The 12513-nt window shown below is 62.6% G+C and carries 13 protein-coding genes; 5 read left to right on the top strand and 8 right to left on the bottom strand.

What is annotated here, in order from left to right; all coding sequences use genetic code 11:
• Positions 1-2 precede the first annotated feature (2 nt).
• Both NYR54_RS16170 and NYR54_RS16175 read left to right on the top strand, forming a co-directional pair.
• Positions 3-992 carry a hydroxyacid dehydrogenase gene (locus tag NYR54_RS16170; protein WP_261516744.1) on the top strand — a complete coding sequence of 330 codons (990 nt, stop codon included), beginning with the start codon at positions 3-5 and terminating at the stop codon, positions 990-992.
• 84 nt (positions 993-1076) lie between these two features.
• Positions 1077-2093 (top strand): LLM class flavin-dependent oxidoreductase, encoded by a 1017-nt coding sequence (locus NYR54_RS16175; protein WP_261516745.1) that lies wholly within the window; start codon positions 1077-1079, stop codon positions 2091-2093.
• 238 nt (positions 2094-2331) lie between these two features.
• On the opposite strand, the gene NYR54_RS16180 is transcribed toward NYR54_RS16175, so the two are convergent.
• The 7 genes from NYR54_RS16180 to NYR54_RS16210 form a co-directional block, all read right to left on the bottom strand.
• Entirely contained in the window at positions 2332-3408 is a 1077-nt protein-coding gene (locus NYR54_RS16180; protein ID WP_261516747.1) for an ABC transporter ATP-binding protein, read from the bottom strand.
• Positions 3408-4517, bottom strand: coding sequence for an ABC transporter ATP-binding protein (locus NYR54_RS16185; RefSeq protein WP_261516748.1), 1110 nt, complete (start codon positions 4515-4517; stop codon positions 3408-3410). The genes NYR54_RS16180 and NYR54_RS16185 overlap by 1 nt, the downstream gene beginning before the upstream one ends.
• Positions 4514-4744, bottom strand: coding sequence for a hypothetical protein (locus tag NYR54_RS16190; RefSeq protein ID WP_261516749.1), 231 nt, complete (start codon positions 4742-4744; stop codon positions 4514-4516). The genes NYR54_RS16185 and NYR54_RS16190 overlap by 4 nt, the downstream gene beginning before the upstream one ends.
• Complete coding sequence (locus NYR54_RS16195; protein ID WP_261516751.1) at positions 4741-5697, bottom strand: carbohydrate ABC transporter permease; 957 nt, start codon at positions 5695-5697, stop codon at positions 4741-4743. Before NYR54_RS16195 ends, NYR54_RS16190 begins: the two co-directional genes overlap by 4 nt.
• A 1-nt stretch (position 5698) precedes the next feature.
• Positions 5699-6604 carry a carbohydrate ABC transporter permease gene (locus NYR54_RS16200; RefSeq protein ID WP_261516752.1) on the bottom strand — a complete coding sequence of 302 codons (906 nt, stop codon included), beginning with the start codon at positions 6602-6604 and terminating at the stop codon, positions 5699-5701.
• An 86-nt stretch (positions 6605-6690) separates the two neighbouring features.
• A complete protein-coding gene (locus NYR54_RS16205) occupies positions 6691-7992 on the bottom strand; it encodes an ABC transporter substrate-binding protein (RefSeq protein ID WP_261516753.1) in 1302 nt (433 codons plus the stop codon).
• A gap of 331 nt (positions 7993-8323) precedes the next feature.
• Positions 8324-8980, bottom strand: a complete 657-nt coding sequence (locus NYR54_RS16210; RefSeq protein WP_261516796.1) for a TetR/AcrR family transcriptional regulator — start codon at positions 8978-8980, stop codon at positions 8324-8326.
• Between the two features lie 136 nt (positions 8981-9116).
• Here NYR54_RS16210 and NYR54_RS16215 point away from each other — a divergent pair, with 136 nt between their 5' ends.
• The 3 genes from NYR54_RS16215 to NYR54_RS16225 all read left to right on the top strand — a co-directional run bounded on the left by NYR54_RS16215 (position 9117) and on the right by NYR54_RS16225 (position 11176).
• Complete coding sequence (locus NYR54_RS16215; RefSeq protein WP_261516754.1) at positions 9117-9965, top strand: phosphoenolpyruvate hydrolase family protein; 849 nt, start codon at positions 9117-9119, stop codon at positions 9963-9965.
• Position 9966: 1 nt separating this feature from the next.
• A complete protein-coding gene (locus tag NYR54_RS16220; RefSeq protein WP_261516755.1) occupies positions 9967-10380 on the top strand; it encodes a cupin domain-containing protein in 414 nt (137 codons plus the stop codon).
• 250 nt (positions 10381-10630) lie between these two features.
• On the top strand, positions 10631-11176 hold the full coding sequence (locus NYR54_RS16225; RefSeq protein ID WP_261516757.1) for a cell wall hydrolase: 546 nt from the start codon (positions 10631-10633) through the stop codon (positions 11174-11176).
• Between the two features lie 22 nt (positions 11177-11198).
• On the opposite strand, the gene NYR54_RS16230 is transcribed toward NYR54_RS16225, so the two are convergent.
• The gene (locus NYR54_RS16230) at positions 11199-12371 is read right to left on the bottom strand and encodes a M24 family metallopeptidase (protein ID WP_261516797.1); all 1173 of its coding nucleotides are present in this window, start codon (positions 12369-12371) and stop codon (positions 11199-11201) included.
• Between the last annotated feature and the right edge of the window lie 142 nt (positions 12372-12513).

The raw sequence follows: 12513 nt of genomic DNA on the forward strand, positions 1-12513 counted from the left end.
CCGTGCCGGTCATACTCTCCACCCATCCGCTCCATCCGCAAGTGGAAACCAGGCTTGCCGAGGCGGGGATACTGAGGATAGCGGCGGAGAGGCAACCGGCGGCGCTCGTCGAAGAGGCCCGGGACGCCGATATCGTTATCGTGCGGGCGCCCCTGCCGCCTGAACTGTTCACCGCCGCACCCCGCCTTCGTGCCGCCATCCGCCACGGCGCGGGTCTCGACATGATCCCGATAAAGGAAGCAACCGCGGCCGGCGTTCTGGTGGCCAATGTGCCGGGCGCCAATGCCCGTACAGTGGCTGAGCACGTCTTTCTGGTGACTCTGGCGATGCTGCGCCGCCTGCGCCTTATGGACCGCGACCTGCGGACATCCGGCTGGTCCGCCGCTCGGGCACATGCCGATCATGGAGCCGAGCTTTCCGGCCGCATCATGGGCATCGTCGGCATGGGCAATGTTGGCCGCGCGGTTTGCCGTATCGCGCAGGGGTTCGGCCTGGAGGTGATCGCCAACACCCGCACGCGATCCGCGCTGCCGGAGGGGGTGCGGATGGTCGGGCTCGACGAGCTGTTTGCGCAGGCCGATGTCGTCGTTTTGTGCTGCCCGCTTACCGACGAGACGCGCGGCCTTGCCGATCGCGCTAGGATCGGGCGGATGAAGCCCACGGCGCTCTTGGTCAATGTCTCGCGCGGTCCTGTCGTGGACGACGATGCCCTTCTCGCCGCACTGTCTGAAGGTCGGATCGGCGGCGCCGCCCTCGATGTCTTTACCGTCCAGCCGCTCCCCCAGGATCACCCCTATTTCGGTTTCGACAATGTGATCCTCACACCGCATGCGGCGGGTATCACGCGGGAAAGCATGCTGCGCATGGGTATGGGGGCTGCCGAGGAGGCCGTTCGGGTGCTTAAGGGCGAACTGCCAGTGAATCTGTGCAATCCGGAGGCTGTGGCGCTTTACCGGACTCGCTTTCCGCAGCAGCCCTTGCAAGCCGGGTAGCGCCGCCTCACGCAATTTCCGCATCTCGCAACTTGCCGCGGCGGGCCCCATATCGGTGAAAACAGGTCAGCCGTGGAGAGCCCCATGATTCCTTTTTCCGTCCTCGACCTTGCTCCCATCGCGGACGGCGCAACCACAGCCGATGCGCTTTCAAATATCCTTGATCTCGCCCGGCATGCGGAAGCCTGGGGCTACGAACGGTTTTGGCTGGCCGAGCATCACAACATGCCCGGCATTGCCAGCGCGGCCACGGCGGTGCTGGCCGCCCATGTGGCGGCGGGCACGAAGCGGATTCGGGTTGGCGCCGGCGGCATCATGCTGCCCAATCATGCGCCGCTGGTGGTGGCTGAACAGTTCGGGACGCTCGCCACGCTTCACCCGAACCGCATCGACCTCGGCCTTGGCCGCGCGCCTGGCACTGACATGGTCACCGCTCGCGCCTTGCGTCGGGGCCTGGAACAGGGCGAGGGATTCCCGCGGGATGTGTTGGAGATACTCTCCTATTTCGATGACCCGCAGCCGGGTCAGGCTGTGCGCGCCATTCCCGGCGCGGGGACCCACGTGCCCGTCTGGATTCTCGGCTCCAGCCTCTATGGGGCGCAGCTCGCCGCGCAGCTTGGGCTGCCCTACGCCTTCGCCTCCCATTTCGCTCCTGCGGCTCTTGACGACGCACTTGCTCTCTACCGGGAGACGTTCCGCCCGTCACGCTATTGCGAGCGCCCCCGCTTCATGCTGGCGCTAAATGTCTTCGCCGCCGAAACGGATGAGGAGGGGCTTTTTCTCAAAACCTCCATGCAGCAGGCCTTCATCAACCTGCGCTCAGGCCGGCCCGGACCCCTGCCAAGGCCGGTCAAGAACCTTTCCGATGAGGTAGAACCTGCGATGATGGCCGCTGTAGATCACGCGCTGTCCTTCTCGGCGGCAGGCTCGCCGGAAACCGTGAAGCGGGTGATCTCGGATTTTCTGACACGGTATCGGCCGGACGAAGTTATCATCACCGGCCAGATCCACGATCATCGGGCCCGGCTCCGATCCTTCGAGATCGCAGCTGATGTTCTGCGCTCGATCGGCGAGGATGTGAAAGCAGCAGACGATCGGTAAGAGCAGTGCCCATCCTAGGAAGTATGCAGCATCCCGCCGCAAGGAAGGGCTCCGCAGCGCCGATAACGGCGGGGCAACGGTCCGCCGGGAGTGGCTCCCCCCACCCACATTCTCCCGGCGGACCCCCGCCGCCCCCTCCCGAATCCTTTCCGTGTCTCACGGAAGCACGGAAAGAACTCTGTTGCTGATATTGCGCGATTCCGGACGGAAACCAGTGATCGCCTCTCCCGGAAACGCGCTAGCCTGCGTGCCTCAGGCTGAGCCCGCTTGAGCCATCGAACAGGATCACTTTCTGCGGGTTCCACGCGCAGCGCACCGTCTCGTCCACCTCCACCTTGAGCGTGGCTGGAACCGTGGCGCGGAAGATCGTCTGTGCCGCGTTGAGCGTAAGGATCTTCTCCACGCCGTGGTTTTCCACGTCATGCACCGTGGCTTCGACCGCCGCGCCCGGCTCGACGGAAACGTCCTCCGGCCGGACACCGAAAATGATCGGCCGGCCCTCATCCGGAACAGCCTGGCCGTTGAGCGGCAGCTCGAACGTGCCGGGTTTAATGACCGCCCGGCCGCCTTGCAGCCGGCCCTCGAACAGATTTATGGGCGGCGAGCCGACGGAGCGTGCCACAAATGTGTTGCGCGGATTGTTGTAGATTTCGTTCGGCGTGCCGGTCTGCACCAGCCGGCCGCGATCGAGCACGCCGATCTTGTCGGCCATGGACATGGCCTCTATCTGGTCGTGCGTGACGAAAAGGAAGGTGGCGCCGAGCGTCATCTGCAGGTTTTTCAGCTCCGTGCGCAGCGCCTCGCGCAGCTTGGCGTCCAGCGCCGACAGGGGCTCGTCCATCAGGAAGACGCGCGGCTTGCGCACGATCGCCCGGCCGATGGAGACACGCTGCATCTCGCCGCCCGACAGCCTCTCTGTCTTGCGGTCTAGCAGATGCTCGATGCGCAGGATTTTCGCTGCACGGGCCACCCGGTCCCGCATCTCGTCCGGTTCGACACGCCTGATCTTGGCCTTTAGCGGGAATTCGAGATTCTCGCGCACCGTGTAGCGCGGGTAGAGCGAGTATTGCTGCAGCACGAGGGCCACGTCGCGTTCTGCCGGCCCCCACGTGCCGACGTCGACACCGTCGATGAAAATCTGGCCCTCGGTCGGCTTTTCGAGGCCGGCGATCAACCGAAGTGTTGTCGTTTTGCCGGCACCGGTCTGCCCGAGGAGGACGAAGAACTCGCCATCGCCGATCTGCAGGTCGAGCTTGCGAAGCGCGGTCGTGGCGCCGAATTTCTTGGTGATGCCCCTGAGTTCGATATGCGCCATTACAACCTCACGCCAAGGGAGTTTCCGCTCCTCGTATCGAAGAAATGCGCCTGCGCCGGATCGATGCGCGCCCAGACCTGTTCACCTGGGCGCGGCACGAAACCGCTTTTCGTGCGCGCGCGCAGGAAACGGTCGCCGATCTGAAGATCGACGATGTCGTGCGAGCCGAGAGGCTCGATAATGTGAGCCTCGACCGGCAGATAGCCTTCCCGTTTCTCCCGCTCCACCAGCACGCCCTCGGGCCGCACGCCGAGGCTGATGGCGTCCGGAGAGGCCTTGCCCGCCTCAAGCAACGCGATGAGCTTGCGGGGGAACGGGAAGCCATGTTCTGCGCCGGGCATGAAGACGCGGGCCTCGTCCTTCTCCTCCGTGATGCGGGCCTCGGCCACGTTCATGACCGGGCTGCCCACGAATTGCGCGACGAAGAGATTGGCTGGATGGGTGTAAACCTCGTCGGGCGTGCCGACCTGCTGCAGCACGCCCTCGTTCATGATGACGATGCGGTCAGCCAGCGCCATGGCTTCCACCTGATCGTGCGTGACATAGATGGTGGTAGAGCCCTGCTTTATATGCAGCCGCTTGATCTCAGTGCGCATTTCCTCGCGCAGCGTCGCGTCCAGCGCGCCGATCGGCTCATCCATGAGAAGCGCCTTGGGGCTGCGAACCAACGCGCGCCCGATCGCCACGCGCTGCATGTCGCCGCCCGAAAGCGCGGAAGGCCGGCGCTGCAGAAGCGGCGTGATCTGCAGGATCTCCGCCATCTGCCGCACGGCGCGGTCCACTTCTGCCTTGCTCTGGCGCGTGGCGCGCAGCGGGAAGGCGATGTTCTCGTAGACCGTCATGTGCGGGTAGAGCGAGAAGGACTGGAAGACGAAGGCGATGTCGCGGTCCGCGGCCTTCAGATGCTGCACCGCCTTGCCGTCTATGAGGATGTCTCCCTCGTCGATCGTCTCCAGACCGGCGATGGCGCGCAGCGTCGTCGTCTTGCCGCAACCGGACGGCCCGAGCATGACGATGAATTCGTTGTCCTCGATGACGAGGTTCATGTCCTTGATGACCTGAACGTCGCCGAAGAACTTCTGCACTCCGCGAAGCTCGATATGGGTCATAGGGCGGCTCTCCCCTCGCGCGCGTCTTCCTCCTCTTCGTCCGATGCTTCTGCCTCGAGCGGAATGTGCGAGGTGATCATGAAGGCGACGAGGCCGACGAGTGTGATGGTCACGCCATAGCGGTGCAGGAACAAGTTCCACGGCTGGCAAAGCGCCACGATGCCGAGGATCATCAACGTCTGCGCCGCCGGAACCAGATATTTTTGGTTCAGCTTGCGGAAGGTCATTTGCGGATCGCTCCGAAGGACATGCCGCGCAGGAGATGGTTGCGTAGCAGGAAGGTGAAGATAGCGACCGGCAGCAGGAACAGGAACGTGCCGGCGGCAATCGCCGTCCAGTCCGTCAGGCCCGATCCCACCTGGGCCGGAATGAAGGGCGGCGCCGTCTGTGCGTCGCGGTTGGTCAGCATCAGCGCAAAGGCATATTCGTTCCACGCCGTGATGAAACAGAAGACGGCGGTGGCGGCGATGCCGGTGGTCGCTTCTGGCAGCACGATCTTGAAGAAGGCCTGCATACGCGTATAGCCGTCGACCAGCGCCGCCTCCTCATATTCCTTCGGGATCTCGTCGATGAAGCCCTTCATGAGCCACACCGAGAAGGACAGGTTGAAGGCGGTGTAGAGGATGATGAGGCCGATATGCGTATCGGTCATGCCCACCGCGCGGTACATGAGGAACATCGGGATCGCCACCACCACCGGCGGCAGCATGCGGGTCGACAGGATGAAGAACAACCAGTCCTGCTCCCCCGGCACCCGGAAGCGCGAGAAACCGTAGGCCGTGAGCGTGCCCATGGAGACGGCGAGCAGCGTGCTCGTCACGGCAACGATCAGGCTGTTCTTGAAGCGGTCGGGATAGCCGGAAAGCTGCACGGAATCGCCCACCCGCAGCACCCGCTCGCCGCCGTCGTAGATACGCCTCTCCCACCAGGGCGCGGCCTCGTAGACCTCCTCCTCGACCGGCCGAGTAAGCTGCACCCGCTTGGTGAACAGCTTGATGAAGGGTGTGATCTCCGGCTGGAAGAGAACCGTCGGCGGCACGGTGGTGGCAAGCGCGCGCGGCTTGAACGCAGTGGAGCCGATCCAGTAGATCGGTGCCAGGAAGATGAGCGTGACGACGATGACCGCCGCGATGGCGAGGCGGTTGGCCAGTCTCTGGCGCGAGGTCTGGACAGCAGCCATCTCAGCGCTCCTTCACGCGATTGAGATATTTGATGTAGACGTTGGTTATGGCGATCACCACGATCAGCATGATGTAGGCGAGCGCGCAGGAAAGCCCGGTCTGCCACTCCTGGAAGGCCATTTTGTACAGTCTGATGGCGATCACTTCCGTGGTAGGCTGGCCGCTCATGATGAAAGGCAGATCGAAGCTCTTGAACGCCTCCATGGTGCGGAAGATGAGGGCAATCAGGAGCAGCGGCGAGACCAGCGGCAGGGTTATGCGTGTGAAGGTGTACCAGCTCGACGCGCGGTCGATCGCCGCCGCCTCGTAAAGATGCTTGGGCACGGCCGAAAGCCCCGCCAGCGACAGCAGCATGACGAAGGGTGACCACATCCAGATATCGGTGATGGCCACCGCGTAAAGCGCCATGTCGGGATTGGACAGCCAGTCGAAACGGCCGAGGCCGAGGGCATAGTTGATGATGCCCCAGGACGGATCGTAGAGCAGCTTCCAGAAGAGGCCCACCACGGCCATAGACATCATCATCGGCAGCAGCAAGAGCGTGGTGACGAAGCCCTTGAAGGGAAAGGCGCGGTTGAGAAGTAGCGCCACGCCGAAGCCGACAATCATCTGCCCGCCGACCGAAACGATCACATATTTCGCCGTGACGGTGAAGTTGCGCCAGATATTCGGATCGGACAAAAGCCGCCGGTAGTTTTCGAGGCCGATGAAGCTGGCCGGCGCGTTCACCGAAGCGCGGAAATCCGTGAAAGAGTAGCCAAGCGAGTAGAGCAGCGGAAAGATGTTGAAGACGATCAGGAACAGGATCGTCGGAATGATGAACATGTTGCGGATTTTGATGTCGCTCCAGCCGCGGGCGGCGGCGCGCGCCTGCGGATCCAGCCTATCGAGGGCGGCGGTCGTCACGACCCGGCTCCTTTCGACTTCGGTCATGTCAGTCGGTCATTCAGATTGCCATGGGAGGGAGCGGCGCTCCCTCCCATCCTCCGTCCCTAGTTCAAGCGGCCATACCTCTTGAACGTCTCCTCCCAGTCTGCGGCAAGGCCGTCGAGCGCTTCCTTGGCCGTTCCCTGGCCGCCCACCACATAAGGATAGACGCGGTTGTTCATCTGGCTGAGCAGTTCCGCATATTCCGGCACGGCCCAGAAGTCCTTCACGATCTGCATGGACTGGTAGAACGCCTCGTTGAAAGGCGTGGCCTTGCGGAATTCTTCGGATTCCAGAACCGCGGCATGGCAGGTGTAGCCGCCGAGTGCGCCCCACTTTTGCTGGACGTCCTCGCGGATGAACCACTCGAGGAATTTGAAGGCTTCCTCCTTGTTCTGCGAGTAGCTGACGATCGACATGCCCTGACCGCCCAGCGCTGCGAACTGCGCTCCACCCGGTCCGGCCGGATTGACGAAATAGCCGGTGTTCTCGGCGTGCGGGTTGGTCGCAGGGTTGGCGAGCGCCGGGAAGAAGGCGAAGTAGTTCATGCTCATCGCCGCCAGACCCTCGGTGATCGCCTGGTTGTTCTCCAGGAAGAAGGTCTTGCCCCAGTTGGGCGGCGTGAATTGATAGAGCTCGCGATACATCTCGAGCGCTTCGATGTTCTCGGGCGAGTTGGTGATGCCCTGAACCTGATAGGTTCCGTAGTCGCCAAGTTCTCCGCCATAGGAGAAGATGGTCTGCTCCACGCCCATGATCAGGCCGTCATAGGAGTTGTCCGTGTAGATGGCGATGCCGTAACGCCCTTCGTCCGGACGGTGGAAGAACTCCGCGATGTCGCGAAGCTGCTTGTAATCCTTCGGCACGTCCAGTTCGTAACCGTACTTCTCCTTGAAGGCCGCCTTTTCGGCCGGATCCTCGAACCAGTCCTTGCGGTAGGCCCAGCCGTTCGCGTCGCCCTCGGTCGGGATCGCCCAATACTTGCCGTTATATTCGGAGTAGTACTTGATCGTCGCCGGCACGAAGACCTCGTGCAGGTTGTGCTTCTCGAAAAACTCCGTCAGATCGACGAAGTGGCCGCCCTCCGAGCCAGCCCCGAGCCACTGGGAATCACCGACCACGAGATCGTAGGCGTCGCCATGGGCGTTGAACTCGGCGAACGCCTTTGTCTGGAAGTCCGCCCAGGGGGTCGTTTCGACCCGGACCGTGACGCCCGTTTCGGCGGTGTATTCGTTGACCAGTTCCTGCAGGTAGTTGGCAGGATCCCATTCCGCCCAGAAGATGGTCAGTTCCTGGGCGAAAACGGAGGTTCCGCTGGACAAAACAAGCCCAATGCCGGCGAGCACGCCGGTCAGTTTCATGCGCATGTCGAATTCCTCCCAATCAATCTACGCATTTGTAGAATGCCGGTATTCCATCCGGCATCCGATCTCCTCCAAATTGCCGCCTCCCGGCGCGAAGCCCTCCCCTGGCTTCGCTGTCCAGCCGCAGCTTTCCAGCATGCGGCATTCTTCAATCTGGTATTACCAAAGATGAAGTTCCGTCAAGGTCCCTATAGCGCGCTCCTCCCGTTAACCTCCCTGTAAGAACCGCAATCGGCGCTGTTTTCCGCGATTCCCGGCAGCATATTTCCACAGTGGGGCTTGGCCTTTAGCCGAGAAGCAGATTTTCAGACGGTTCGATAAATCCCAAACTGGTCTAGCCAGTTCCTCCTGTTTTGCGGTTTTCCCCCTCCGCGATAGCCGCGCGTACCAAAGCGCCCGCTGCCCAATCGGCGACCTCCCGGGCCTCTCTCCCCTCAAGCCCCCAGATGTCCTTGAGTACGATCAACATCTCCACGCCAAAAATCAAGGACAAAGCCTGCGCGAGCCGTTCGACCCGCTTTTCCGGAAGCTCCCGCTTCAGCGGCGCCAGCGCCTGACGCAGCAGTTCGACCCGATGGCCGCGCTTGAATTGCGGCTCGTTGCCGAGAGCATCGGCCTGCCCCTGCGCCCATTGTTGTAGCGACAGCTTCAGCGCCGCTTTGAACGTGGCCTCGAACTGCTCGAGGCGTGGAAGCGAGGACTCGAAAAGTTCGGCAATGCGCTGCTCCGCGCATTGCGAATCCGAGCGCCACGTCAGGATCGGCCCCAGCGCCTCGTCCACTACCGCCTGAACCAGAGCAGCCTGGCTCGGGAAATAGCGATAGGCGGTGGCACGGGAAACGCCCGCGGCCTCCGCGACCTCGCTGACGGAAGGCGTCACGCCGGCCTGCATGAGCCGGCTTGCCGTCGCAAGCATAAGACGCCGCGTCCTGGCGCGGGGGCCTCGCTCTGCCTCTTCGGCCAGCTCGAATTGTTGACGTAAGACTTCCATATCAATATGATACGCACGTCTCAAAAATTTGCAATGGCTTTCGCGCGAGCCGGGTGAACGGAACCTTTCGGGGGTGGCGCGACGGCAGGAAACTGCGGTGCATGCCGCTTTTGCGACGGACAGGAGGGAAGTCACCATGCCAGCCATTCCGCGCCGGGAGATCCTGGAGAAGTTCCGCGCCATGATCGCGCAGGGCCAGCCGATCATCGGGGGAGGCGCCGGCACGGGTCTTTCGGCCAAGGCGGAGGAGGCGGGCGGTATCGACCTTATCATCATCTACAATTCCGGCCGGTACCGTATGGCCGGCCGCGGTTCCGCCGCGGGGCTGCTTGCCTATGGCAACGCCAACGAGATCGTGAAGGAAATGGCGGTCGAGGTTCTGCCGGTGGTCAAGAACACGCCTGTGCTTGCCGGGGTCAACGGCACGGACCCGTTCGTGCTGATGCCGCAATTCCTGGCCGAGCTGAAGACGATGGGTTTTTCCGGCGTGCAGAATTTCCCAACCATCGGGTTGTTCGACGGACGCATGCGCCAGAGCTTCGAGGAAACCGGCATGGGCTTCGGCCTTGAGGTGGACATGATCGCGCTGGCGCATGAGCTCGATCTTCTGACCACGCCCTACGTCTTCAACACGGATGAAGCCGTTGCCATGACGAAGGCCGGTGCCGACATCGTGGTCGCCCACATGGGGGTGACGACGGGCGGCGCCATCGGCGCGACCTCGGCAAAGTCGCTGGATGAATGTGTGGCCGAGATCGACGCGATTGCCGCCGCCGCACGGTCCGTGCGCGAGGATGTCATTGTGCTGTGCCATGGCGGGCCGATCGCCATGCCCGAGGACGCGCGCTACGTGCTCGAGCGCTGCGAGGGATGCCACGGCTTTTACGGGGCGAGCTCGATGGAGCGGCTGCCGGTGGAAATGGCGATCCGCGACCAGATCAGGAGCTTCAAGGCACTGCCCCTCAAGACAAAAGCGGGAGGATGAAATGACCGGGGAGAAGTTCTTCGTCTATCCGGACAAGGTGGACACTTTTGCCTTCGATTGGGGCAGACTGGCGCTGACCGTCGGGCCGGAGGTGAACGGTGCTGAGCGGTTCTCGGGCGGCGTGGTGGACCTGCAGAAGGGCCAGGGGCATGCCCGTCACAATCATCCCGGCGCGGAGGAAATCATCTTTGTCGTCTCCGGCACCGGCGAGCAGATGGTGGAAGACGAAAACGGCAATCCGGTCGTCCAGCAAGTGGGGCCCGGCTGCACGATCTATGTGCCCGAAAGCCGCTTTCACTCCACGCTAAACACGGGCGATGGACCGATGCGCCTCTTCGTGGTGTATGCGCCGGCAGGACCGGAGCAGGCCCTGCGCGAACTACCCGATTTTCGGCTGATACCGGCGGAGAAGTAGCGGCGGCGGGCTTCGTCTCGAAGGACGTGCCGCACGTCGCCGGTTAGCCCGGCGGCAATGGCGCATTGCGTGCTTTCACGACTTCCAGAACGAAGGGATAGGCGGCTGCAATGGACTGCAGCCCCTCCATGCGACTCACTGACCTGCCCATTCTCCCGATTTGCCCTTTTCTCGCCCAATCTGTTCCAAGTTGACGCCCCATTGATCCAACAGAAGACCCCAAAAAAGACGATCAACACAGGGGTTGGGTATGATCCAATCACTTGCGGGTGCAAGGCTCGCCGCCATATTCACTTGGGCCGTGTTTCTCAGCCTGGCTGTTCCTGCCGAGGCCGCCCCGGTGCCGAAATCGCGCTCGGAGATGGCCCCGGTCTATCTGAGCTACAAGAAGGAAATGGAGTGCCTCGCCCGGGCCATCTATTTCGAGGCAAGAGGCGAGTCCGTCGAGGGGCAACGTGCCGTAGCCCGCGTCATTCTGAACCGGGTGGAAAGCAAGTACTATCCGAACAGCATTTGTGGCGTGGTCTATCAGAACGACCATCTGCGCAACGCCTGCCAGTTCTCCTTTGCCTGTGACGGCAAGCCGGATCGGATCACGGATGAGAAGGCCTACAGGAAAGCAGAAAAGATCGCCAGGCAGGTCTACGGATGCGGCCAGAGCTGGTGTAAGCTGTCCGATCCGGTCGGGCGCTCTACGCATTACCATGCGGATTATGTGAAACCCGGCTGGGCAAACCGGCTGGAGAGGACGGGCCGCGTCGGCAGTCACATCTTCTATTACACGGCCACGATGTAGCCGGGGGCGAATGCCGCCCGGCTCAGTCGCGCGGCATACCGCCTCTGTTCCATCCCCTGCCGCGATCGCCGAACATCTGGTAGCCATCCGGCGTCACCGCCAGCGTGTCTTCAAGCTTGATGAAACCACGCGTGGGATGCAGCATGGTCGTCTCGACGGAGATCACCATGCCCGCCTCCAAAGGCCGGGCCGCATCGACTCCCTCATAGGTGACGGGGTGGTTGGTGGTCAGGAACGGCACCTCATGGGTGATCAGCCCCATGCCGTGGGCGAAGAAATCGGTGTAGGCGGCCACGGGCAAGGTCTTCAGCGTCTCTTCGGCGGCCGCGATCACGTCGCCGCCCTGCGTGCCGGCGGCGACCTTGGAGAAGGCGGCCTGCTGGACGGTTTCCACGTAGCCCAGCAGATCCTCCAGCTCCGCATCGGGCTCGCCAAGAATGCCCATGCGGCAGAGATCGCCGATATAGCCCTGATAGTTGCCACCCGAATCGATGGACAGCACCTCGCCCTGCTGCCACTTCTGTTCGGAAGCGGCACGATTGTGGCTCGAGCCGAGCGTCAGCAGGCAATATTCGAAAGTGAGACCGCGCTTCGTCTCCTCCTGGCGCAGCCGGTCTATGATCTCGCGCTTGGTCGTGCCCTCCTGCGCCCAGCCGATCGTTGCCAGCATGGCATCGGTGATGCGCTCCGAAGCAAGCCGCAGCTTCTCCAGTTCCTCGCCGGACTTGATCGCCCGCAGGCGCTCCAGCATGCCTGTCGCATCAACCAGGCGCGCGCCTTCGAGCCTGTCGGAAAGCAGCCGGTATGCGTCGGCGGGCAGGAAGCCCGGCTCAATGCCAATGGCAGCACTGGTCCTGCCAATTTTCTTCAGATGCTCGAGGGCAGTCTCCGCCGCATCCAGCGTGCCCCAGCAGGCCGGGTAAAAGGCAGGCGTCCAGAAAGGATGGTTCTGGTGCTCGCCCGCTTCCATGCGGTTGGCGATATAGGCGGCCTGTTCTGGCTGCCCTTTCACATAGATCACGATCGGCAGATAGCGGCTGTGACCGATCGCATCCATGGCGGAAAAGAAGATGAACCGGTAGCCCCCGAGAAGATATTGCGTGTTGTGCTTGGACGTGGCCACCAGCACGTCGATGCCTGCTTCCTCCATCAGCCGGTCGGCGCGCTGCGTGTCGAACGGAATGCTTGTCCCCATGCCTGAATTCACGACGCTCCTCCTCCTGATTCCTGACACTGGGTGCATCTGGTCGGACCAATTTCGCACGGCGTGAGAGCGGCGTCCAGAGTTTCTCGATGGCGGATGTCACTCCAGGCGGAGCTCAGCCTTTGGTTATTGC

This window comes from Chelativorans petroleitrophicus, from assembly GCF_025398195.1.
In the GTDB taxonomy this organism is placed as follows: Bacteria; Pseudomonadota; Alphaproteobacteria; order Rhizobiales; family Rhizobiaceae; genus Chelativorans; species Chelativorans petroleitrophicus.

What these genes read in the sequence shown, in the direction of transcription:
- NYR54_RS16230 (WP_261516797.1), bottom strand. Translation starts at nt 12,371, where the DNA reads ATGGGGACAAGCATTCCGTTCGACACGCAGCGCGCCGACCGGCTGATG.
- NYR54_RS16205 (WP_261516753.1), bottom strand. Translation starts at nt 7,992, where the DNA reads ATGCGCATGAAACTGACCGGCGTGCTCGCCGGCATTGGGCTTGTTTTG.
- NYR54_RS16195 (WP_261516751.1), bottom strand. Translation starts at nt 5,697, where the DNA reads ATGGCTGCTGTCCAGACCTCGCGCCAGAGACTGGCCAACCGCCTCGCC.
- NYR54_RS16190 (WP_261516749.1), bottom strand. Translation starts at nt 4,744, where the DNA reads ATGACCTTCCGCAAGCTGAACCAAAAATATCTGGTTCCGGCGGCGCAG.
- NYR54_RS16185 (WP_261516748.1), bottom strand. Translation starts at nt 4,517, where the DNA reads ATGACCCATATCGAGCTTCGCGGAGTGCAGAAGTTCTTCGGCGACGTT.
- NYR54_RS16180 (WP_261516747.1), bottom strand. Translation starts at nt 3,408, where the DNA reads ATGGCGCATATCGAACTCAGGGGCATCACCAAGAAATTCGGCGCCACG.
- NYR54_RS16210 (WP_261516796.1), bottom strand. Translation starts at nt 8,980, where the DNA reads ATGGAAGTCTTACGTCAACAATTCGAGCTGGCCGAAGAGGCAGAGCGA.
- NYR54_RS16225 (WP_261516757.1), top strand. Translation starts at nt 10,631, where the DNA reads ATGATCCAATCACTTGCGGGTGCAAGGCTCGCCGCCATATTCACTTGG.
- NYR54_RS16175 (WP_261516745.1), top strand. Translation starts at nt 1,077, where the DNA reads ATGATTCCTTTTTCCGTCCTCGACCTTGCTCCCATCGCGGACGGCGCA.
- NYR54_RS16215 (WP_261516754.1), top strand. Translation starts at nt 9,117, where the DNA reads ATGCCAGCCATTCCGCGCCGGGAGATCCTGGAGAAGTTCCGCGCCATG.
- NYR54_RS16220 (WP_261516755.1), top strand. Translation starts at nt 9,967, where the DNA reads ATGACCGGGGAGAAGTTCTTCGTCTATCCGGACAAGGTGGACACTTTT.